A 22,010-nucleotide genomic window follows, 5' to 3' on the forward strand; every position below is an offset into this window, starting at 1 on the left:
TCAACCTCCCTGCCGTGCCGGTGCCGCCGGTCGGTTGATCTCGTTGAGCGGCAGGTACGGTACAACGCCCTGCTTGTCGTCGATCACGACCTTCTTGGAGTTCTTCAGAACCTGCTCCATCGTTTCCAGGAACAGGCGCTTGCGCGTCACATCGGGAGCCTTCGAATATTCGTCGTTGATGGCATTGAAGCGTTGGGCCTCACCTTCCGCTTCGTTGACGACGCGGTTCTTATAGGCAGCTGCGTCTTCGCGGATGCGGGCGGCATCGCCTCGCGCCTGGCCGAGCTTCTGGTTGGTGTAGCGGTTGGCGTCTTCGATCGTGCTGTCACGGTCGCGGCCGGCACGCTGCACTTCTTCGAAAGAGTCTGCGACTTCGCGCGGCGGCGCCACATTCTGGATCGTCACACCGGTCACCGTGATGCCGGCGCCGTAGCGGTTCATCGTATCCTGAACGATGTTGAGAACCTGCGTTTCGATCGGCTGGCGATTGCTGCGGAAAGCATCCAGTGCCGGACGACGGCCGACAACTTCACGCATGGCGCTGTCGGAAACCTGCTGCAGCGTCTCGGCTGCATTCTCGACGCCGAAAAGATAGGCCTTGGGATCGCTGATCGTATAGAAGACCGCAAACTGCACGTTGATGACGCTCTTGTCGCTCGAAAGCATCAGCCCGCTCGACGAGCCCGCCGTGGTCGCACCGATGTTCAGCTGCTGCACCGTCACCTTGACGGTCTCGACGGTCTCGAGCGGCCAGAAATGGAAATGCAGGCCCGGCATTGAAATTTCTTGTTTGGGATTGCCGAAGCGCAGCTCCACGCCGCGCTCGTCCGGCTGGACGACGTAAATGCACTGGAAGAGCCAGAAGATCGCAATGATCGCGACGATGATCGCAACAACGCCTCCGTTGAAGCCGCCCGGAATGAGCCCGCGCAGCTGATCCTGCCCACGCCGGATGATGTCTTCCAGATCGGGCGGCCCTCCCTTGCCGCCACCGCCGCGCGGACGGTTCGGCCCCTGCCCCCATGGTCCCTGATTATTATTTCCGCCGCCGCCGCCCCAAGGGCCGCCGCCGCCATTCTGATTGCTCCAGGGCATCAAAACCTCGTTGTTGGTTACATCATACACATCCGACCGCCGTGGGGGCTGCCGGCGGATGCGATCCGACCGTTATAGGTATCGCCGCACCGGCTTTCAACGCGGTGTCAGGAACTTGGTCAATATAATTGGAAAATAGTTCCTTTTCAGGCCTCTCGCCGTTCATAAACGACGAACCGGGTGGGATAACTGTCCCTCTCCCCCAAGGGAACATTGAGGCTCTCGGTCGCCACCCAGATTGCAGGATCGATGTCGGGAAAGGACGTGTCGCCATCCACGTCGGCCTCCACATGCGTCACGCACATGCGATCGACGAATGCCATCGCCTGCGCGTAGATCTGGCCGCCGCCGAGGATGGATATCTCGTTTTCGCCCTGCCTGCGGGCGAGCTCCTCGGCCGTCTCTATCGCCTCGTCGAGCGAGCGGGCCATATGCACGTCGGGGAGATCGATATCGGCGCCGCGCGAAATCACCACATGCTGGCGCCCCGGCAGCGGCTTGCCGCCGAAGCTCTCGAAGGTCTTGCGGCCGACGACGACAGGCTTGCCTGTGGTCATCGCCTTGAAGCGCTTGAGATCAGTCGAAAGCCGCCAGGGCATGTCGCCGTCGCGGCCGATGATGCCGTTGCGCGCAACGGCGACGAAGATGGTCTTGCGGATGTCGGACATCGGCCTTCCCGGCTTGGAGCATGTCGCGCAGAACTGTGCAGCGGTCTTGCGATAAAACGAAACCAAAACCTAAAGCGTGGCAAGCGACCTGAAAGATCGCGACACGCTTCAGACGGCGATCGGCGCCTTGATATTGGCATCGGCGTCATAGCCAACGAGCTCGAAATCCTCGTAGGCGAAGCCGAAGATATCCTTCACGTCGCGCTTGATCGCCATGCGGGGCAGCGGCTTCGGCTGGCGGCCTAGCTGCAGCTTCGCCTGTTCGAAATGGTTGTGATAGAGATGCGCGTCGCCGAGCGTGTGGACGAACTCGCCGTATTTCAGCCCCGTCACCTGCGCCACCATCATCGTCAGCAGCGCATAGGATGCGATATTGAAGGGAACGCCGAGGAAGATATCCGCAGAACGCTGGTAGAGCTGGCAGGAGAGCTTGCCATCGCCCACGTAGAACTGGAACAGGCAGTGGCAGGGCGGCAGCGCCATATTGTCCACTTCCGCGGGGTTCCAGGCCGAGACGATGTGACGGCGCGAGTTCGGGTTCTTGATGAGGCCTTTTACGAGATTGTCGATCTGGTCGATATGCCCGCCATCGGGTGCCGGCCAGGAGCGCCACTGCGCGCCGTAGACTGGGCCGAGGTCGCCGTTCTCGTCGGCCCATTCGTCCCAGATGCTGACGCCGTTTTCATGCAGGTAGCGGATATTGGTCTCGCCCTTGAGGAACCACAGCAGCTCGTAGATGATCGAGCGCAGATGCAGCTTCTTCGTCGTCAGCACCGGAAAGCCGGCATCCAGATCGAAGCGCATCTGATAACCGAAGACCGAACGCGTGCCGGTGCCCGTGCGGTCGCCACGGTCGGTGCCGTTTTCCATCACATGGCTCAAGAGGTCGAGATATTGCTTCATGGTCGCCACCGATTCCTTTTGCACTTAATTTAAGGGCAAATCGGCCGCAAACCAATGCGTCTTGCTGGCTATCCAAGCAAAATCGCTAATGGGGACGACGCTTTTATGACGTATCCCCTTCCCTTCAGGTCCCAAAAACACTATATCACCCCTGCCGGCTTTCGGGCCGGCTATGGCGATAAACGGGCGGTGGAATAAACCTATTGGACCCGGGGGCGGTACCCGGCGCCTCCACCAAAAACAGGCGGATTTCTCTTTGGGGAACGGCCTGCTTTTGATGGGGGCGAAATAGGATCGACAAGGGTGTAAAGATCGACTTTTCGCTCGGCATGATACCGCCGTTATCGGGTCACAAGTGTAGTTGCAAACGACAACAACGCTAAGGAATACGCTCTCGCTGCCTAATGGCGGTGTGAGAATTCCGACCTAAGTCCTCTAGGTTAGCCCCTTGAGGCGGGGTCCGAAGGCACCTGGCAACAGAAGCCTTCACCTTCTCCCCTTTTTCGACGAAATCATGTATGCTTGATGAACGCATGAATCGGCTTGCGCCTTTCCCAAAGCGCCCGGACGTGCCATACAAGTTCGTGAAAAGACTTCCAAACCGACGAAAGACAGGAAAAGCATGGGGCAGGATCATATCCGCTACGACATTCTGGCACAGGACGCGTTGCGCGGTGTCATCCGCAAGGTCTTGACCGAAGTCGCAACGACGGGCCGACTGCCCGGCGACCATCACTTCTTCATCACGTTTCTCACGGGCGCTCCCGGCGTGCGCATCTCACAGCACCTGAAATCGAAGTATCCCGAGCAGATGACCATCGTCATCCAGCACCAGTTCTGGGAACTGAAGATCACCGAATCCCATTTCGAGATCGGCCTGTCCTTCTCCGATGTGCCGGAAAAGCTCGTCATTCCCTTCAACGCCATCAGAGGCTTCTACGACCCCTCGGTCAATTTCGAGCTGGAATTCGACGTGCCGCTGAGCGACGGCGAGGAACTGCCGGCGGCGGAGATCACCGCCTATCCAGTTGATGCCGTCAAGGCGGAGGACGCGGCCGCAAAGCCTGCAGCAGAAGGCGAGGAAAAGAAACCGGGCTCCGTCGTTTCGCTCGATTCTTTCCGCAAGAAGCAGTAGTGCCGAGGGAGGCGAAGGCCTCCCTTTTTTCATGACGGAGGCAACCGCATGAGCGCCGAAATCGTCAATCTGCGCCAGTTCCGCAAAAAGCAGGCTCGCTCCGAAAAGGAGAAGCAGGCCGAGCAGAACCGCATCTCCCACGGGCGTACCAAGGCTGAAAAGCAATTGACCCGCGCCCTCAACGAGAAGGCCGAAAAGGCGCTCGATCAGGGTCGCATCGAAGACGACAAGACCTGATCGCCTGTGGGTGAAAAGCCTGAGCGATCAGACAGATGCGGTTCCTGACTGAATCGCTTTCTCAACGAAGACGAAGCAGGCCGATGATCCGCAAACATTCGGCGACATTGCATGGGCACCGCACCAGTTTCTCGCTGGAAGATGAATTCTGGACCGAGTTGAAGGCGATTGCCGCAAGTCGCTGCATGCCGCTCGCGGCACTGATATCAGAAATAGACGACGGCCGCACGCCTGACAGCAACCTCTCCTCGGCGCTGCGGCTGCATGTGCTGGCCTGGCTGAAAAGCAGCGTCGCCAGCGCCTGATCCCCCCCCGCAAGCCGCCGGATCGACCGTCCTCGTCACTGAGCGCGGACGCCTGGCACTTGATCGAAATTGAGCTGCCCCGGCTGCTCGGCGCGGCGGGCGGCTTCGGCCTCTGCGGCAGCCCTTGCCCGAGCCTCCGCCTCCGCCTTGGCACGTGCTTCTGCTTCAGCCTTGCGCTGCGCAGCCTCCTGCGCCAGCGCTCTCAGCCTCTCCTCCTCCGCCTGCCGCTGCCGCTCGATCTCGGCGGCCTTGACGCGTTCAGCATCATTGTAGCGATAGAGTGCCACTTCGCGCCGCAGCCGCTGCTTTTCCAGAACATTGGCCTGCAACCTTTCCACGCGCCGCCGCTCGCGTTCGAAGGCGCGCAGCGACAGATAGCTGGTGATGTCGGTCACATCCATCGTCTTGCCGGGCGAAGCCAGCAGGCCGGAGAAGTTCAACCGGATACCCGGCTCTGCGCCCGACAGCGCCTCGGTACCGGGATTGAAGCCGATGCCGAGCGTGGCGCTGATGCGCTCCTGCGGCAACTCGATCTGCGCATCAGCGGTCAAATGCGCGAGATCGTTGGCGACACTGACATTCTGAACGCGCAGAGTGCCATCCGTCACGTTGAAAGGAATGTCGAGCGGCGGCAGTTTCGCCTCACCGTTGTTGAGCAGCGTTTCGACGATCGGATGCACCTTGCCGGCATTGACCTGGTCCTGCATCGGATCGGTCGCCGACAGAAGCGGCGCCAGTATCGCAAGGTTCAGCCCGCGAACGCTCGTCTCTCCGAGCCGGATTTCGCCTGAACCATTGAGTGAACTTGCAATCTCCGCAACCGTCTTGCCCGAAGCTTCGAGCGCCAGCGACATGCCGAACTTACCGTTGGCAACCGGTGCGCCGTCGCGCGGCCAGACGACACCACCGAGGTCGGAGTCGGCAAGCACCAGCCGTGACTGCAGGAATCCAGTGCCATTTGCATTGGTGAAGAGCAGGTTGCCTGAGAGCGCGCCGCCATCCCAATTGCCTGCCATGTTATTGAGCTGAAGCTCATCGCCCTTATAGGCAACGTCGGAGGTGAAATCGTTTACCGCCGCATTCAGAAGTCCCGGCCAGAACTGCTTGGCAGTGAGCTTCAGACTGACGTCGAGATCGCGGAAGAGCGGCTGGCCGAGCGCCGCCGTCGTCAACTGGCCGTTGGCCGGGTCGCTGATTTGCCCGAACACCGCCTCGCCGAGCCAACCGAGATCGGCCTTGGAAAGGGTAAGCGCGCCGTTCGCAGCCGTTTTGGCTGCCTTTCGGTCGAATGTAACGGCGCCCGCGAATTCGTTATCGGCCGCATGGCCGTTGATATCCGCAAGCACCACCTTGTCGGCATCGATGGTCGCATTGGTCTGCAACTTGAACGGCAGGCCGGTGCCAAGGTCAGGCAGCGCAATCCCGTTCATGACCAGGTACGGGTCGAGGTCCGCACTTTCGAGCGACACGGCGACGTTGCCGTTCATGAAAGTGCCGGGCCGCACGTCGACCTTGCCGTTTGCCGTAAACGATGTCCGGTCGGTCGCAAAAGTCAGTGCAGCGTCGGCCGGATCGTTGTCGGTCGCCGTCACCTTCAGCGTTAGTCGGCCATTGGCGCCCGCGTCGACTGGCAGCGGATCGAGACCCGCCTGCCCGAACAGGATCGACGGCACGGCATTGTCGAGCGTCGCCTCCAGCGTCGTCGTGCCGTTGCCAGTCAGCGCCAGGAGGTCGGACATGCGGTAATCGAGATTGACGCGGCTGCCGTTCGAAACGCCTGCAAGCGTCACCGACAGTGCGTTGCCGTCATCGCCGCCGAGCGTCACCGCGCCGCGCAAAGCCGTATTGCCGTACCAGCCGGCGTTGCGCACCAGCCGATCCATCACAGGATGATGCGGCAGGTGCTCGCGCAGCATGGCGAAGAAGGTGCCTGGATCGGCGGCCTTAAAGGTGATCTCGCCGGTGCCCTTATAGTCGAGCAGCGATCCCTCAGCCTTGCCTGTCGCCGTCAGTTCGGCGCCTGCAAGGTTCTTGATCGACAGCCGGTCGACGGAAAGCGCCCCGTCGGCGAGCGTAAAGGTGGTCTCGACATTATCGGCCTGCACGCCGAAGGCCGTGAACTTATCGGCCTTGAGTTGTGCGGCGATCTTGTGATCGAGCACGTTGTCGCCGACATCCTGGCCTGTAAACAGGCCGGTCAGGGCTCTCAGCGCATCGAGATCAAGTGAATCGCCGTTGAGCGCAACGGAAAGCGACGGTGTCTGGCCGTTGGTCGTCTGCCGCTCCAGCCGCCCTCTCAGTGTCGCAGCACCGATCGCGATCTCCAGGTTCTCGAAACGTTGCAGATCACGCGTCAGGCTGACATTGGCGGAGAAACCGGCCTGCCGGAGCTGGCGGATCGCCGGATCGACGGAGCCTGACAGCCAGGAGGCAAGCCCGGTCGGCTGATTGGATGCGACCACCATCTGACCGTTGAAGGACGGATCGCCCGTGAGCGTCAGCTTGCCCTTGCCTTCCACCTGCGTGCGACCGGGCAAAGTGCCGATGGCACTGTCGATCATCCAGCCATTACCGGCCGGCTCCAATTCCAGCGCCACGTCGCGGATCGTCGTATCCCCGGCAACGATTGCCGGTAGGCGCACCGTCGCCTTGCCCGGCACCTGCGGGATCGGCACTTGGCCGACAATGTCCAGCAGCGAGTTCAATCGCTGACGTGCCGAAACGGCAGGATCGCGGTTGGTCTTGCCGGCAGAACCCTGATTGCCGATACGGTTCACGTCTATCTGCTGGCCATCGGCGGTCAGCAGAAATTCCGGCGCGCTGCCGGTATCAAGCGTCGCCTCGCCCGTAATCACATAGGGGTCGTCGGTCGAACCGACTTCCATGCGATATTCGGGAATGCGGATGCGGTCGTTGGTGAGCTCAAAACGCCCCTTGAGGCGCGGCGGCGGCGCCTGCCCCTTTTCGGTTTTAGCCTTGCGGCTTTCGATTGCCGCAGAGAGCGTACCCTGATAATTCGGCCGGCTGTCGACGAGCTTGAGTTCACCATCGAGATCGACGGTGACGGGATGCTTGTCCGGCGCAAGCCGGGTGCGTACATGCAACACACCGCTCTCGTCCGGTTGATTGCTGGAGACGGAGAAGTTGCCATGTTCACCGTCGAGCGCGCCGTCGCCCTCGATGCGCCATGGACCTGCAAGGGACTTCGCCGACATTTCGGCATTGAGTCCGGTAACGTTTCGCGACCGGCCGGACTGATCGTCGACAAACTCGATCTCGCCGCCGTTGACATGCACATTTTCCAGAACAACGGTTTTGGCCGGAATTTCTGGCCGGCTGCCGCGCATCCAGTCCAGCGTGCCGTCCTTCAGAAGCCGCAGCCGCACCTTGGGATTGACGACCCGCATGTCGAAGATCAGCGCTTCGCCCGAAAGGAAAGGCGCAAGCTCGGCATCCATGGAGAACTGTTCGACCTGCACCACCGGCGTGCCGTCTTCTTCCTGGCCGACACGGACGTCATGGAGCGTCACCGACGGAAACGGCAGAAGCCGCGCGTCCACAGTGCCGTGCACCGTCACTTTCTTGCCGATGATGCGGCTTGCCTGATCCTCAAAGTTCTTCCGGAAATCCGTCCAGTCGATGAACAGCGGTGCCAGCAGCGCCACGAAGAGCACTACGACGATCACTCCTCCTAGAAAGACGAGGAACCGGCCTACCAAATCAGGGATTCTCCATTCGGGATTCTATTGCCGACACTAGCGCTATTCATGCAGGGGGCAAGGGCCAAGATCATGAGATTATTCCATTTTCAGCCCCAGATGAAAAATCTTGCCGGGATTGAGGATATTGTCCGGATCGAGCGCACGCTTGATCTGGCGCATCAGATTCACCGTCCCCCCGAGCTCCTCCTCCAGAAACGCCATTTTCCCCTGCCCGATCCCGTGTTCGCCGGTACATGTGCCATCCATTGCCAGCGCCCGGGCATTCAGACGGGCGACGAACTCTTCTGCCGTGGCGATCCCCGCGGCACTCTTGTCGTCGAACAATAGCTGCACATGGAAGTTCCCGTCGCCCGCATGGCCGACGATCGGCGCCAGCAAACCGTTTGCTTCGATATCGGCCTGCGTTTCGGCAACGCAATCCGCAAGCCGCGATATCGGAACACAAACATCGGTCGAAAGTACGGCAAGCCCGGGCGCCAGTGCCCGCACCGACCAATAGGCGTCATGGCGTGCCTTCCAGAGCTTCGTGCGCTCCTCGGGGCTCGCCGCCCACCTGAATTCGCCGCCGCCGCATTCAGCTGCGATCTCGGCAAAGGCGGTCGATTGCAGCGCCACCGCCTCATCCGTGCCGTGGAACTCCAGGAAGAGCGCCGGGCTCTCCTCATAGGGAAGATTGGCATAGGCGATGCTGGCGCGCATCTGCAGCGCATCGACGAGCTCGATACGGGCAACCGGAATACCCATCTGGATCGTCATGATAACGGCGTCGCAGGCCGCCTTCACGCTCGGGAAGGCGCACACGCCCCCGGCGATCTTCTGCGGAATGCCGTGCAAGCGCAGCGTCACCGAGGTCAGGATGCCGAGCGTGCCTTCCGCGCCGACGAAAAGCCGGGTGAGGTCGTAACCGGCCGACGACTTGCGGGCGCGGCGCGCCGTGCGGATTTCCTCGCCCGATGCGGTCACTGCCGTAACGGCAAGCACATTATCTTTCATCGTGCCGTAGCGCACTGCGTTGGTGCCGGAGGCGCGCGTCGAGGTCATTCCGCCGATCGAGGCATTGGCGCCGGGATCGATCGGGAAGAACAGGCCGGTATCGCGCAGATGGGTGTTCAGCGCCTCACGCGTGACGCCCGGTTCGACCGTGCAGTCGAGATCCTCGGGATTGACTTCAAGCACCCGATTCATGCGGCTGAAATCGATGGAAATGCCGCCATTCGGCGCATTGACCTGGCCCTCGAGCGAGGAGCCGGTACCGAAGCCGATAACAGGCACCTTATGATCGGCGCAGACCCGCACCACGGTCTTCACATCGTCGGCGGTCTCGGCAAAGAGCACGCCGTCGGGCAGTTGGGCAGGGATATAGGTGGTCGTGTGCGCGTGCTGGGCGCGAAAAGCCTGGCCGGTCTGGAAACGCTCTCCGAAGCGCTGTTTCAGAATGCCGGTGACGGCCTCGATACCCGCCTCGTTTCGCACCCCAGCCTTCGCGTCGCGCAGTGCCATGCCCTTGATCTCCCTGCATTCCACAGCCTGCTACAGCATCTGTAGCAGGTCGGGTATGAGGCAAGTCAAAGCGGCTGTCCAGCCAAGATTAGGGAAGATTTCATCCCATCCTTGTTGCAGGGACTGCGGGCGGGTTGAGCCGCGCAAAGCCCTCCTGCCGATAATAGGGAAAATACGGATAGGGCGGCATCACGCGGCTGACCGCGTCCAGCCGCTCGATCTGGTCCGGTGTCAGGCTCCAGCCGACGGCACCGAGATTTTGCCTGAGCTGCTCTTCGTTGCGCGCGCCGATGATGACGCTTGAAACGGTCGGCCGGCCGATCAGCCAGTTGATGGCGATCTGCGGCACCGTCCTGCCGGTCTCGGCGGCAATTTCGTCCAGCACGTCGACGATATCGAAGAGCCTTTCGTCATCGACGGGCGGGCCGTATTCCGCTGTCTGGTGCAGGCGACTTCCGGCGGGCAACGCTACGCCGCGGCGGATCTTGCCGGTCAGCCGGCCCCAGGCGAGCGGGCTCCAAACCAATGCTCCCACCCGCTGGTCGGCGGCAAGCGGCATCAGTTCCCATTCGTAATCCCGTCCGGCGAGCGAATAATAGACCTGATGCGCGACATAGCGCGGGTAGCCATAGCGCTCGGAAAGCCCAAGCGATTTCATCAGCTGCCAGCCGGAGAAATTGGAAACGCCGACATAACGGACCTTGCCCGCCGCAACGAGCACATCGAGCGTCGAAAGCACCTCCTCGACCGGCGTCGACGCATCGAAGGCGTGCAATTGCAGAAGATCGATATAGTCGGTACCGAGCCGGCGCAGCGCATCCTCGGTCGCACGGATCAGCCGTGCGCGCGAGGTGCCCCAATCGCCAGGCCCCTCGCCCATCGGCAGCGCCGTCTTGCTCGAGATCAGCACCGTATCGCGCTTTCCGGAGATCGCTTGTCCCAGCACCTCCTCGGAAGCACCGGCCGAATAAACATCCGCCGTGTCGAATAGCGTGACACCGGCCTCCATGCAGATATCCACTATCCGCCGCGCTTCTTGCGCATCCGTCGTGCCCCAGGCCCCGAAGAGCGGCCCGCTGCCGCCGAAAGTGCCGGCCCCGAAGCTCAGCACCGGCACCCTCAAACCCGATGCACCGAGATTTCTGTATTCCATGATCCAATCTCCTATTCTCTCTTCGAGAGATAGACCCGGCTGACACCATGATATAGATTGCCTCAGAGCACATCATCTGTGATTTGAATTCATCGTGAGCCGTCAGGACATCAATCGATCGGGCGAGATGGAAGTCTTCGTCAGCGTCGTCGAACGCGGCGGTTTTTCCGCTGCCGCGCAGGCGCGGCGCATGACGCCATCGGCCGTCAGCAAGCTGGTCGCCCGCCTGGAGACAAGGCTCGGCGCCCGCCTCGTCAACCGCTCGACGCGCAAGCTGCAACTGACGCCCGAGGGCTGCGCCTTCTATGAGCGCAGTGTCGCAATCCTCGCCAATATATCGGAGGCTGAACGTTTCGCCTCAGCGGGAGAACAGGCGGCGGGCCGCATCAGCATCAACACCAGCGGCTCCTTCGGCAATCATGTTCTGGCGCCGCTGATCCCGGCCTTTATGGCCGAGCACCCGGATGTCACCCTCGATATCACCCATACCGACAGGGTGGTCGATCTGCTGGAAGAGCGTGCCGACGTCGCAATCCGCGCCGGCCCGTTGAAGACATCAAGCCTGATCGCCCGCAAGCTCGGCGCTGCCAGGAAGATCATCGTCGCCTCGCCCGATTATCTTGAGCGAAACAGCAAGCCGCGCTCAGCCGCTGACCTGCACAATCATCGCCGCATCGGCTTTTCCTATGCCCGCGCATTGGAAGGCTGGCCGGTCATTGAGGCCGGCGAGACGATCACCATTCCCCTCACCCCCGGCCTGCAGGTCGGCGATGGCGAAGCCATGCGTTACCTCGCACTCTCGGGCGCCGGTCTTGCCCGCATGACCGAATTCACCGTCCGCGCCGATATCGCGACGGATCGGCTTGTTCCCGTGTTGGAAGAGCTCAATCCCGGCGATGTCGAAGAGTTCTATGCCGTCTATATCGGCCAGGGCGGACCGCTTCCGGCGCGCGTTCGTGCCCTGCTTGATTTCCTTGCGAAACACATCCGTCTTTAGGAGCACAAAGGCCAGATTCCGCAATTGACCCCTTGACCACCACGCGCCTATATCGGGTCCATGCCTGCCGGCCCTCGCCGCCGGCCTCTTCATATTGCCGGGGCCTCCTCCCACCTCCGCCCTCGGGCTTGCTCCGGTCGAAAAGTTCGGGGATCACAGTTTTGGACGCAAGCAGCTTCCATCAGAAAGCAAGCCTGCCCAAATGGGCATTGCTGCTCGCGTTGTCGGCCATATCAGTCCTTTTCCTTGAGCTCTTCGCCCTGCCCGCCTCGCTGCTGATCGGCCCGATGGTCGCGGCCATCGTGCTGGCGCTTACGGTCGGCAAGGGGCAGCTGCACATCCCCTACTGGCCGCTGCAGTTCGGCCAGGTGCTGGTCGGCCTCTTGATGGCGCGCAACATCACGCCCGATATTCTCGGCACCATGGCGAAGGACGCGCCGCTCTTCTTCGTCTTCATCGTCTCGGTGATCGCCATTGCCGCCGGTCTCGGCTGGCTGCTCACGCGCTGGCAGGTATTGCCGGGCACCACCGCCGTCTGGGGCTCCACGCCCGGCGGCGCCTCGGCCATGGTCATCATGTCGGAAGCCTACGGGGCGGACGCTCGCCTCGTTGCCTTCATGCAATATCTGCGCGTCGTCTTCGTCGCAGTCGGCGCGTCCGTCATCTCCCGCCTCTGGGTCGCTGCCGATGGTGAAGCGCCACCGCCGGTCATCTTTTTCCCGCCGGTCGACTGGCCGGCTTTCGCCACGACGGTCGCCTTCGCCGCCCTCTGCTGCTACGGCGTCTTCCGCCTCCGCATCCAGGGCGGCAATATCGTGGTTTCGCTGTTTGCCGGCGCCATACTGCAGGGTTTCGGCATCTTAAAGATCGAACTGCCGACCTGGATCCTGGCGCTCAGCTACGCGCTGATCGGCTGGAGCATCGGCCTGCGCTTTACCCGCTCGATCATTAAACACGCAGCCCGCGCCCTGCCGCGCGTTTCCGCCGCCATCATTATCCTGATGGCGCTCTGCGGTTGCATGGCGGTGGCACTTCATAAATTCGCCGGCATCGATCCGCTGACCGCCTATCTCGCAACGAGCCCCGGCGGCGCCGATTCCGTCGCCATCATCGCCGCGTCCAGCGATGTCGACGTACCCTTCGTCATGGCCATGCAGACCGGCCGTTTCCTGATCATCCTGCTGATCGGCCCGGCGCTTGCGCGCTTCATCGCGCGGCGATCCGGCCTCGCGGAAAGTTCCGCTTAAGGCCCTGCGCCTATGCCAGCGCCGCTTGCTCAACAAAGATGACGCTGAGCAAGCGGAGACGAAGCACCGGAGCTTCGGCCTATGCCACCAGCCCCTTGGTCAGTTCGAGTGCCTGCCGCTCGAACAACCGACGATAGATGCCGTTGTTGAGCCGGATGAGCGCTTGATGATCACCCTCTTCAACGATCATTCCCCTGTCAAAGACCAATAGCCGATCCAGCGCCCGCACCGTCGAAAGACGGTGGGCGATGACAAGCGTCGTGCGGCCGTCCATCAGACGCTCCATGGCCTGCTGGATCTGCACTTCACTCTCACTGTCGAGGCTAGAGGTCGCCTCGTCCAGGATCAGCAAGGGCGCATCGGCCAGAAAAGCCCTGGCGATTGCGACACGCTGACGCTCGCCGCCCGACAGCTTGACACCGCGCTCGCCCACCATCGTTTCGTAGCCCTTGGGCAGGTCCATTATGAAACGATGCGCGCTGGCCTGTTTTGCCGCATTCTCGATGTCATGCCTTGACGCATTCGGCCGGCCATAGGCGATGTTTTCGGCCAGAGTACGATGAAACAGGATGGGCTCCTGCTGCACGATAGCGATCTGGCTGCGCAGGCTGGATTGCGTGACCTCGGCAATATCCTGTCCGTCAATCCGGATAGACCCCGAGTTCACGTCATAGAGGCGCTGGATCAGCTTGACGAAAGTGGTCTTGCCCGAGCCGGAATGCCCTACGAGACCGACCCGCTCTCCCGATTTGATCGTGACCGAGAAATTCTCATAGAGGGGGGTCGGATGGGCGCCATACTGGAAGGTAACGCGATCGAACACGATCTCGCCCTTGCCGATCGCAATAGGTTTCGCGTTCGGCCTATCCTCGATGCCGAGCGGCGTCTTGTCCAGCAGGACAAGTTCTTCCATATCGTTGACGGCGCGCTGCAGGTTTCTGATATCTTGCCCGACTGAGCGCAGATAACCCTGAAGAACGAAGAACATCGCCAGCACGAATGTGATGTCGCCGGGCGTCGCCAGCCCCTGCAGCCACATGACGAGGCCGGTACCAAGAATGCCGGCCTGCATGGAGACCATCATGAAGCCCTGAATCGTGCCGTTCAGTGTCCCGCGCTTCCAGGTGCGCCGCGTTCGGCGGTCCCACTTGGCAAGCACATGGCGCAAGCGCACTTCTTCGCGGGTTTCGGCACCGAAAGCTTTCACCACCGCGTTGCAGCTGATCGCATCTGCCAGCGCGCCGCCCAGCTTGGTGTCCCAGGCATTGGCAAGCTTTGCCGCCGGCGACACGAAGCCCATGGAAAGCGCGACGGTCACGCCGATATAGATCAGCGATCCCAAAGCAACGATCAGCCCCATGATCGGCCAATAACTGCCGAGCACGATACTGGCGCCCAACAGTATGACGATCGACGGCAGCAAAGCTATCAGCAGCAGGTCATTGAGCGAATCCAGCGCCCACATGCCGCGGGTGATCTTTCGTACCGTAGAGCCGGCAAAACTATTGGCGTGCCAATCAGTCGAGAACCGCTGCACCTTGTGGAAGCCGTTATTGGTCACATCCGCCATGATGCGCAGCGTCAGCCGGATGATCCCGCCGAAGATGAACCAGCGCAATACAACGCTGGTCAGGCCAAGAATCACGACGATAGCGAAAGCACGAATTGCGTCACCAGCCGCCGCATTGCCGCTGGCAATCGCGTCGACGATCTGGCCGGAAAAAACCGGCACCAGCACTTCGGCCAGTGTGCTGGCAATAACCAGCACGATAATGGTACCCACAAGTGCTGGGCGATGGGTCCACTGACGAAAAACAAAGCCAAGTACGTTGCGATACGCATCGGCACGGAAATCGAGCTTCTTGCGAGCCATTTTAACCAGTCCGACGCCGTATTTCGGCGGCCGGCCCCAAAATCCAGAGTTGAAGAACACAGTCGAAGCGGGAGACAAACTGGTCCCGGCAGATCGAGCGAACTGTGAACGAAATTAAAACCGCTTGTCGCGTTCCCCGGCGGGCCGCGAATTGGAACGACCTAGTGTCGGGTCATTCCGGACGGGAGGACTTCGATGAATGCTGTTGTCATACGACGCCTCCTTTGATTGATCTGCAACGGTAGGACATATGTACCGGACAAGTTCGATCTTGCCAACCGGATATTTTCTACTTTACGGAGAATGATGCGCGAACGACACAACGTCGCGACTCTATCAGCCGCCTTATTTGGGTCCTCTCCTGGAATAAAATGCGTATAGCCGGACGCTTTTTTGGCTTTAGCAGCGTAAATTCTCTAACTGATTTTAATGAACATCATTGTGCTGAAAAATGGATAACACCGGACTGTCTCTCGACAGAATGCGCACCTTTGTTCGCGTTGCCGAACGGGGCAATCTGTCTACGGTGGCGAGGGAGCTCGGCATCGGTCAATCAACCGTGACCCGCCATCTCAAAGAACTTGAAGACGCAGTCGGTGTCCCTCTCCTCAGCCGAACCACGCGTCGCGTGACCCTCACCGACGAGGGCAGCCGCTATTATGGGAACTGCCTTCAGGTATTGCGCCTGGTCGAGCAGGCTACCGAGGAAGCCAGAAACGCCCGTCGGGCTGCCGCAGGCTCGGTCAGGCTTTCGTGTACTGCAGCACTTGGCGTGATGCACATCACGCGGCTCATCTTCGAATTTCAGGACCAGCATCCGGATATCAGCGTCGATCTCAACTTGACCGACGAGCGCATCGACCTGGTTCGCGAAGGCGTTGACGTGGCACTCCGGCTTGGACCTCTCGCCGACAGTTCCATGAAGCTTCATGCGCTTGGAAAAAGCCATCGGCTGATGGTCGGCGCTCCGGCTTATTTCTCCGTCCACGGGCGGCCGGAGCGCCCGGACGATCTCTCGCGACATGAAGCCATCATAATGTCCAATATAGCCGGGAGCGATCAGATCTCTCTGTCCTCCCGCCATGGCGCGAATTTGACGGTTCCGGTCAAGGGGAAGCTGCGCGTCGATCACGGACTTGCGGCGCGTGAAGCCTTGGCCGCAGGACGCGGCATGGGTCCCGCCCACATTTGGCTGGTCAACGATCTCCTGGACAACGGCCGGCTCGAGGCCGTGCTCGAAGACTATCGTCCGTCGCCGGTCCCGCTAAGCCTGCTTATCGTGCCCGAGCGCTCCACCATCGCCCGCGTTCGTCTCCTCACCGACTTTCTTGCCGCCGAGGTATCCAAACTGCCGGGAATCCGGCCATCGTGACTTAGAGCCCGAAAGATCGCTTGTCGCCCCGCCAGCCCGTGGTGCGAAGATACTGCGCCCAATCGAGCGTATCCGGATTCAGGCGACGGCTCCATTCCAGGTCGTGCTCCTTGCCGAAATAACCATATTCGACAGCATACTCGACCATCCCCAGAATCTCTCGCACGAGAAGTTCGTTGGCTGCAAACTCTGGAAAATACTGCAGCAGGCCGTCCCTGGTGAAAGCATTCCGGTATTCTGCCTTGAGGCCGGTTACCTCCCGGAAGGTTTCGACCATCTCGCGCGGAGAGATGATATCGCCGACGATCGGCAGAGTTTTCCCGTTGTAGCGCTCGGGATCTGAGAAAATTTCGAGTACGACCGGCCCAGTTGCCGTGAGCGGATCGACAAAAGGCGCTCGAAAATCTTCGGGAAGATAGATCGGCATCGCGAGCGTGTCACCTTCCATGCGCGGCGGATAATATTCGAGAAGATTCGAGTAAAAGAACGCCAGCATGACGAAGGAATGAGAGATCGACAGACCGCGAATATAGTCTGCAACGTGCGCTTTGTCGGTGAAGTGCGGAGCAAACTTGGTCCCGCCGGTGATGGCGTCGACATTCTCGAGCGTACTGAAAACGATATGTCCGACTCCCGCCTCAACCGCCGCATCCGCCAATTGGCGGCCGATTGGAAACTCTATCGTTGCTGGCGGCATGACAGGCGGCGTCATCAGAAATGCCCCGTCCGCACCTTCGAAGGCGGCAACGAAATCCTTCTGAAACCCAAGCTGGAGCGGCACGTTGACAATTTCAGCTCCAAGTTTCTCCAGACCTAGAGCCTCGGGCGAATCTTTTTTACGGGTTAAGGCGCGTACGCGAAAACGTTCGCTGCGAAGGAGCGTGGCTGCGACGCTGCGACCCTGTTTGCTGGTTGCGCCGGCAATTGCGATAAGTGGCTTATCATTTGCAGACATGGTTGTGCTTGGACCTTTCTCCTGTCCCTGGCTGCGGATTGCAGAGCCAGGCGTCATACTGGAACGAACTTTCGGCTGAGGCCGATAGCTCAGGACCCAGTCAAGTTAGGTCATCAAGCTTTCTTGCTGTAGGCATGCACAATGCATATGATAATGCCGTTTTATGGATAAATGCCCTGGCTGCCCATGCCAATATCAGTCGCTGAACGAGTTGGCCTCTGCCGCGTAAAACGTGTAAGCCCCACCCAACGTCCCGGGGTGATCCCATAGGCCTTTTTGAAATGCCGGATGAAATGCGCCTGGTCGGCAAAGCCGGTAGCCGCCGCCACATCGGCAAGCCCCTCGCCTTCGCCCATCAGCGCCTTCGCCTGCTGCAACCGCCGCATCAGCACGTAACGATGCGGGCTGGTGGCGAAGGCCGTGCGGAAATGCCGTGACAACGTGAAGCGGTCGAGGCCGGTAATGTTCTCCAGCTCGCCAGAGCGCACTGGCCTGAGCGCATGCGCCTCCAAATAATCGCGCGCCGCCCGCACCTGCTTCCAAGCAACCGTGCCCAGAGCGCGACGGCGCACTTGCGCATGCCGCGAGAGGCCGCCCGCCACGCGGCTCACGAAATCATCGACGAAGAGCTCATCCAGTTCCTGATCGAGTTCGCCGAGGGCAGCGAGCAGCACCTGCGCCAGCGCGCCGTCGGCGATGACCGGCTGATCGACGAAGGGAAGCCCGATCTTCTCTGCCGCCAGACACTCCATCAAGAGCGCAGGCTCCATGTAAAGCATGCGGTAATGAAGGCCTGCCTCGGTCGCTGCCCCGCCGTCATGTTCCTCGTCCGGATGCAAGACGATCACCTGGCCTGGCATGCTGAAGCGCCGCTCGCCGCGATAGGTGAAGGTCTGCACGCCATGAAGCGTGACGCCGAGCGCATAGGTATCGTGCCGATGCGGCTCGAAGACATTACCCGAGAACTGCGCCTCGATACGTTCGATGCCCGGAAAGGCAGGCGCAGTCAGAATGCCGCTGCCCCCGGGCGCGGCAAGCATACCGCTGCCCCCAGGCGCGGACAGCATACCGCTACGCTCCTGCGGCTCGCACAAACGTTCAAGACCCTCAAAGACCTGCGGCGTTAGATCCTGGCTCAACGCGTTTCGATACCCTGATGAAAGAGACTGGAATGTTTGATACCAAAATTGCGATCGTCCTGCGAAACAATCTTGCCGGTTGGCAAAAGCTGAATGTCACGGCCTTCCTGTCGACGGGCATCGCCGGGCAATATCCCGAAATCATCGGCGAGCCCTACAAGGATCGTGCCGGCAATCTCTACAATCCATTATCCATCCAGCCGATCATCGTCTTGTCGGCCGACGAAACGACGATATCGACGATCCACCGACGCACGCTGGAGCGCGAGGTGACTTCCTCGATCTTCATCGAGGAGATGTTTGCAACCGGCCATGATGCGGCCAACCGCGCCGTCTTCGCCGAATACGCCCCCGATGATGCCAAGGTCGTCGGCATTGCGCTGCGGGCCGACAAGAAGATCGTCGACAAGATCACCAAGGGCGCAACGATGCAGCATTGAAGCAAACGGCAGAACGAGAGAGGCCGGGCGATGACCCGGCCTCTTTGTCGCCTGATGCAACCGATCAACCTTGGGTGATCGGCGCGATCTGGATTTCGACGCGGCGGTTCTGCGCGCGGCCCGCTTCGGTCGCATTGGAAGCGATTGGCTGCGACGGACCGTAGCCGACGGCCGAAACGCGGCGCTGGTCGATGCCCTGGCCGCCGAGGTAATCGGCAACGGACAACGCGCGGCGCTGCGACAGATCCTGGTTATGCTGCAGGCTGCCGGTGGAATCCGTATGGCCGTTGATGTCGATCAGCGTGCGATTGAACTTGCGCAGCACGATCGCGACAGAATTCAGCGTGGGATAGAAGCCCGGCTTCACCGCATCCTGGTCGATATCGAAGGTGATGTTCGAGGGCATGTTGAGGATGATGTTGTCGCCCTGACGGGTGACCGAAATGCCGGTACCTTCGAGCTGGGCGCGAAGCTCGGCTTCCTGCTGGTCCATGTAGTTGCCGATCGCGCCGCCGGCGAGCGCGCCAAGGCCGGCGCCGATCAGCGCCGCATTGCGCTTGCCATGGCCGCCGCCGCCGACGGCGACACCGACGAGAGCACCGCCGAGCGCGCCAAGGGCAGCACCGCCGGCGGTATTGGATACCTTCTGCTCGCCAGTATAAGGATCGGTCGTCGTGCAAGCCGAGAGGTAACTCGCCGCAACGGCCAGAAGGATGAATTTCTTGATCATGGACAGGAGGTTCTCCGTTCGAAGCTGGTGCGAGCAGATATTAGGGAATGCGGCAACAAGATGAAGATGTTTACCTGATAAGCCAAATTCCCAATGGGAAACATCGGCCTGTTGCAGACACGCCCCAATATCACCAGCTTTCTTCGCAAAACCGCGGCGCTTCCCTCAGTCGCGCCCGCGGCGTTTGGCATAGGCCACGCGCGCCTCATCCATGCGTGCGGAATTTGCGACGACCCACTCGGCAAGCCCCCGAACCGGGTCCAGGAAGTCCCGGCCGAGATCCGTCAGCGCATATTCGACCTGCGGCGGCGTGGTGGGCGTGACAGTCCGGGAAACGAAACCGTTCTCCTCCAGCTCCCGCAATGTCGATGCCAGTACCTTCTGGCTGATCTCGCCGACTTCACGGCGCAGGGCGTTGAAACGCAGCGGACCGTGACCCAGCACGCGCACCACCAGCAGGCTCCACTTGTCGCTGATGCGCGCCAGCATGCGGCTGATGTGATCGCAGGCCCGGACCTGCTGGCAGCCGTCGACGTCCTCGCAGGGGGCGGTTTCCTCATGGTTATCTGGTTTCAATAAAGTGCCTCCTTGTGCAGCCCCGCGAACCATCCGTAATTTGGTTACTGCTGGAAACCAGCATACAGGAGGTTACTTTGAATTCTAAGCCCCGCATCGCCATTATTATCGGCTCCACCCGCCCGACCCGTTTCGCCGATACCCCGGCACAATGGATATTGAAGCAGGCGCAAGCACGTGATGACATGGACGTAGAGCTGATCGATCTGCGCGATCATCCGCTCCCCTTCTTCGACGAAATGGCATCGAACCTGTGGATGCCGAGCCAGAATCCCGGAGCGGTTCGCTGGCAGGAAACTGTCGGACGCTTCGACGGCTATATCTTCGTGGTCGCCGAATACAACCACTCGATCACGGCAGCCCTCAAGAACGCGCTCGATCAGGCCTATAAGGAATGGAACCGCAAGCCGTTTACTGCCATCGGCTATGGTGGCACGGGCGCCACGCGCGCTGTCGAACATCTGAGAGGCATCGGCGTGGAGCTGCAGATGGTTTCAACCCATGCCGCCGTCCATCTCGGCGGCGGCGACTTCATGGCTGTCCATCCGCATTTCGGCAACAAGCCGATCTCGGAAATCGAGGCGAGCCTGCTGCCCACCGCAAAGACCGCTCTCGACGAACTGGTCTGGTGGGCCAAGGCAACGATGGCCGCCAAGGCAGCCGAAGCCTGAGCATTGCCAAAAGAAAACCGCGCGGCGAGCATGGCTTGCCGCGCGGGCGATATTACAAAAGCCGAAGTTAGAAATTCTGGAAGAGCTGACGAACCGTGTCGTAGGACGCGTTGGCGATATTCAGCGATTGCAGGCCGAGCTGCTGCTGGGTCTGTAATGCCTTGAGCTTGCTCGATTCCTCTTCCATATCGGCATCCACGAGGCGGCCGATGCCTTCGGTGATGTTGTCGGACAGGTTCTTGGCGAATTCGTCCTGCAAGCTGATGCGCTTTTCCAGTGCGCCGAAAGCCGAACCGACGGTCGTCAGCTGCCCGAGCGCGGCGTCGACGACGCTGATCATGTCGTTCAGGTCTTGTTTGCTGGTCGTGGCTGTCAGTCCGATTTCCACCTGGCCGGCTGTATTGCCGTTCTTGCTCTTCGTCAGCACCCAGGTCTGCGCCGTGCCGAGCTCCGTTGCGAAGAAGGCGGAGGTCAGCACGCCATATTCGCCTGTGCCGCCTGCCCGGTCGTCAATCACATAGCGCGCATCCTTGGAGGAGGTCGCGCCGCTCGGCGGGATATCGATATGATAGCTCAACATGCCAACCGATACCGTGCCGTCCGAATTACGGATGAAGGAGGCCGGAATCTGGCGCGGCTTTGTCGGCGTGATGGTATTGTCGAGGATGATCCAGTTGTCGTCGTTGAAGCCTGCGCCCTCGGAAACGCTGCGCAGTTGCGCCTTCAACTGGTCTAGCTCTTCATTGATCTTGGTCTTGTCGACGCCCTGTTCGGTTGCGGCAACAAGTTTTGCCTTGATCTCGGTGACGACGTCGATGACGCTGTCGACACCGGCGGACGCCGTCCCCATGGTGGCGGCAGCCATGCCGAGAGCATCTTGAACCGCAGAAAGTGCCTTGTTGTCGTGACGCGCCGTCGTCGCCACCGACCAATAGGCAGCGTTGTCCCTGGATCTTTCGACACGCAGACCGGTCGTGATATGGTTCTGCGTCACCGTCATGGTCCGATTGATGTCACGCAGCACATGAAGCGCCGCATCCACGGAGGTGCGCTGATAAATACTCACGGTACGAACTCCAAAACACAACAAGACGCAACACAACAGGATGTACCGAAATCAAGCGGACGCTCATGTCTGCCGTCGCTGGAAATCAGCGCAGTGGCCTTCAGAAAAACTGGGGAAGACCGGCCGGTTACTGATCGCGATCATTGCCGGTTATGCTTAAAAAACGGCTAAAGTTCAGAAGTAATTTATCTTATTTCACAAGACTTCATACACCATAAAAACGCCT

General features: G+C 60.6%; 20 protein-coding genes and 1 other RNA gene. 9 read left to right on the plus strand and 12 right to left on the minus strand.

All coding sequences use genetic code 11. The annotated features are described in order from the left end of the window. From hflK to FHT78_RS03540, 3 genes are all read right to left on the minus strand, one after another. Entirely contained in the window at nucleotides 1-1,095 is a 1,095-nt protein-coding gene (gene hflK / locus FHT78_RS03530) for an FtsH protease activity modulator HflK (protein WP_183740579.1), read from the minus strand. 146 nt (nucleotides 1,096-1,241) lie between these two features. Then, entirely contained in the window at nucleotides 1,242-1,763 is a 522-nt protein-coding gene (locus FHT78_RS03535; RefSeq protein ID WP_183740582.1) for a dihydrofolate reductase, read from the minus strand. A gap of 108 nt (nucleotides 1,764-1,871) precedes the next feature. Beyond that, nucleotides 1,872-2,666: a thymidylate synthase gene (locus FHT78_RS03540; protein ID WP_183740584.1), complete on the minus strand. Its 795-nt coding sequence runs from the start codon at nucleotides 2,664-2,666 to the stop codon at nucleotides 1,872-1,874. Between the two features lie 114 nt (nucleotides 2,667-2,780). Between FHT78_RS03540 and ssrA the strand changes: the two genes are divergently transcribed. The 4 genes from ssrA to FHT78_RS03560 all read left to right on the plus strand — a co-directional run bounded on the left by ssrA (nucleotide 2,781) and on the right by FHT78_RS03560 (nucleotide 4,343). After that, nucleotides 2,781-3,157: a transfer-messenger RNA gene (gene ssrA / locus FHT78_RS03545) on the plus strand. Nucleotides 3,158-3,288: 131 nt separating this feature from the next. Then, nucleotides 3,289-3,801 carry an SspB family protein gene (locus FHT78_RS03550; RefSeq protein WP_007814451.1) on the plus strand — a complete coding sequence of 171 codons (513 nt, stop codon included), beginning with the start codon at nucleotides 3,289-3,291 and terminating at the stop codon, nucleotides 3,799-3,801. A 48-nt stretch (nucleotides 3,802-3,849) separates the two neighbouring features. After that, entirely contained in the window at nucleotides 3,850-4,038 is a 189-nt protein-coding gene (locus FHT78_RS03555) for a DUF4169 family protein (protein ID WP_183740587.1), read from the plus strand. A gap of 83 nt (nucleotides 4,039-4,121) precedes the next feature. Further along, on the plus strand, nucleotides 4,122-4,343 hold the full coding sequence (locus tag FHT78_RS03560; RefSeq protein ID WP_183740590.1) for a ribbon-helix-helix domain-containing protein: 222 nt from the start codon (nucleotides 4,122-4,124) through the stop codon (nucleotides 4,341-4,343). A 35-nt stretch (nucleotides 4,344-4,378) separates the two neighbouring features. Here FHT78_RS03560 and FHT78_RS03565 read toward each other — a convergent pair whose 3' ends face one another. From FHT78_RS03565 to FHT78_RS03575, 3 genes are all read right to left on the minus strand, one after another. Further along, nucleotides 4,379-8,062 (minus strand): AsmA family protein, encoded by a 3,684-nt coding sequence (locus tag FHT78_RS03565; RefSeq protein WP_183740593.1) that lies wholly within the window; start codon nucleotides 8,060-8,062, stop codon nucleotides 4,379-4,381. A 78-nt stretch (nucleotides 8,063-8,140) separates the two neighbouring features. After that, nucleotides 8,141-9,565, minus strand: a complete 1,425-nt coding sequence (locus FHT78_RS03570) for an FAD-linked oxidase C-terminal domain-containing protein (protein ID WP_183740596.1) — start codon at nucleotides 9,563-9,565, stop codon at nucleotides 8,141-8,143. A gap of 100 nt (nucleotides 9,566-9,665) precedes the next feature. Further along, nucleotides 9,666-10,718 (minus strand): aldo/keto reductase, encoded by a 1,053-nt coding sequence (locus tag FHT78_RS03575; RefSeq protein WP_183740599.1) that lies wholly within the window; start codon nucleotides 10,716-10,718, stop codon nucleotides 9,666-9,668. Nucleotides 10,719-10,812: 94 nt separating this feature from the next. Between FHT78_RS03575 and FHT78_RS03580 the strand changes: the two genes are divergently transcribed. Together FHT78_RS03580 and FHT78_RS03585 are read left to right on the plus strand one after the other, a co-directional pair. Further along, complete coding sequence (locus tag FHT78_RS03580; RefSeq protein ID WP_183740602.1) at nucleotides 10,813-11,715, plus strand: LysR family transcriptional regulator; 903 nt, start codon at nucleotides 10,813-10,815, stop codon at nucleotides 11,713-11,715. Between the two features lie 152 nt (nucleotides 11,716-11,867). Further along, a complete protein-coding gene (locus FHT78_RS03585; RefSeq protein WP_183741832.1) occupies nucleotides 11,868-12,962 on the plus strand; it encodes an AbrB family transcriptional regulator in 1,095 nt (364 codons plus the stop codon). A 79-nt stretch (nucleotides 12,963-13,041) separates the two neighbouring features. Here FHT78_RS03585 and FHT78_RS03590 read toward each other — a convergent pair whose 3' ends face one another. Further along, on the minus strand, nucleotides 13,042-14,835 hold the full coding sequence (locus FHT78_RS03590; RefSeq protein ID WP_183740605.1) for an ABC transporter ATP-binding protein: 1,794 nt from the start codon (nucleotides 14,833-14,835) through the stop codon (nucleotides 13,042-13,044). Nucleotides 14,836-15,286: 451 nt separating this feature from the next. Between FHT78_RS03590 and FHT78_RS03595 the strand changes: the two genes are divergently transcribed. Next, nucleotides 15,287-16,207, plus strand: a complete 921-nt coding sequence (locus tag FHT78_RS03595; RefSeq protein ID WP_183740608.1) for a LysR family transcriptional regulator — start codon at nucleotides 15,287-15,289, stop codon at nucleotides 16,205-16,207. 1 nt (nucleotide 16,208) lies between these two features. Here the strand turns inward: FHT78_RS03595 and FHT78_RS03600 are convergent, their stop codons facing one another. Both FHT78_RS03600 and FHT78_RS03605 read right to left on the minus strand, forming a co-directional pair. Further along, on the minus strand, nucleotides 16,209-17,162 hold the full coding sequence (locus FHT78_RS03600; protein WP_183740611.1) for an NmrA/HSCARG family protein: 954 nt from the start codon (nucleotides 17,160-17,162) through the stop codon (nucleotides 16,209-16,211). A gap of 161 nt (nucleotides 17,163-17,323) precedes the next feature. Next, nucleotides 17,324-18,301 carry an AraC family transcriptional regulator gene (locus FHT78_RS03605; RefSeq protein ID WP_246715081.1) on the minus strand — a complete coding sequence of 326 codons (978 nt, stop codon included), beginning with the start codon at nucleotides 18,299-18,301 and terminating at the stop codon, nucleotides 17,324-17,326. Nucleotides 18,302-18,333: 32 nt separating this feature from the next. Between FHT78_RS03605 and FHT78_RS03610 the strand changes: the two genes are divergently transcribed. Continuing rightward, nucleotides 18,334-18,741 (plus strand): DUF2000 family protein, encoded by a 408-nt coding sequence (locus tag FHT78_RS03610; RefSeq protein ID WP_183740614.1) that lies wholly within the window; start codon nucleotides 18,334-18,336, stop codon nucleotides 18,739-18,741. A 64-nt stretch (nucleotides 18,742-18,805) separates the two neighbouring features. Here the strand turns inward: FHT78_RS03610 and FHT78_RS03615 are convergent, their stop codons facing one another. Next, nucleotides 18,806-19,471 carry an OmpA family protein gene (locus FHT78_RS03615; RefSeq protein WP_183740617.1) on the minus strand — a complete coding sequence of 222 codons (666 nt, stop codon included), beginning with the start codon at nucleotides 19,469-19,471 and terminating at the stop codon, nucleotides 18,806-18,808. A 165-nt stretch (nucleotides 19,472-19,636) separates the two neighbouring features. Next, entirely contained in the window at nucleotides 19,637-20,047 is a 411-nt protein-coding gene (locus FHT78_RS03620) for a helix-turn-helix domain-containing protein (protein WP_183740620.1), read from the minus strand. 77 nt (nucleotides 20,048-20,124) lie between these two features. Between FHT78_RS03620 and FHT78_RS03625 the strand changes: the two genes are divergently transcribed. Further along, nucleotides 20,125-20,718, plus strand: coding sequence for an NAD(P)H-dependent oxidoreductase (locus tag FHT78_RS03625; protein WP_183740623.1), 594 nt, complete (start codon nucleotides 20,125-20,127; stop codon nucleotides 20,716-20,718). A gap of 67 nt (nucleotides 20,719-20,785) precedes the next feature. On the opposite strand, the gene FHT78_RS03630 is transcribed toward FHT78_RS03625, so the two are convergent. Beyond that, on the minus strand, nucleotides 20,786-21,784 hold the full coding sequence (locus FHT78_RS03630) for a flagellin (protein ID WP_183740626.1): 999 nt from the start codon (nucleotides 21,782-21,784) through the stop codon (nucleotides 20,786-20,788). Nucleotides 21,785-22,010 lie beyond the last annotated feature (226 nt).

The organism is Rhizobium sp. BK196 (assembly GCF_014193255.1).
Classification (GTDB): Bacteria; Pseudomonadota; Alphaproteobacteria; order Rhizobiales; family Rhizobiaceae; genus Rhizobium.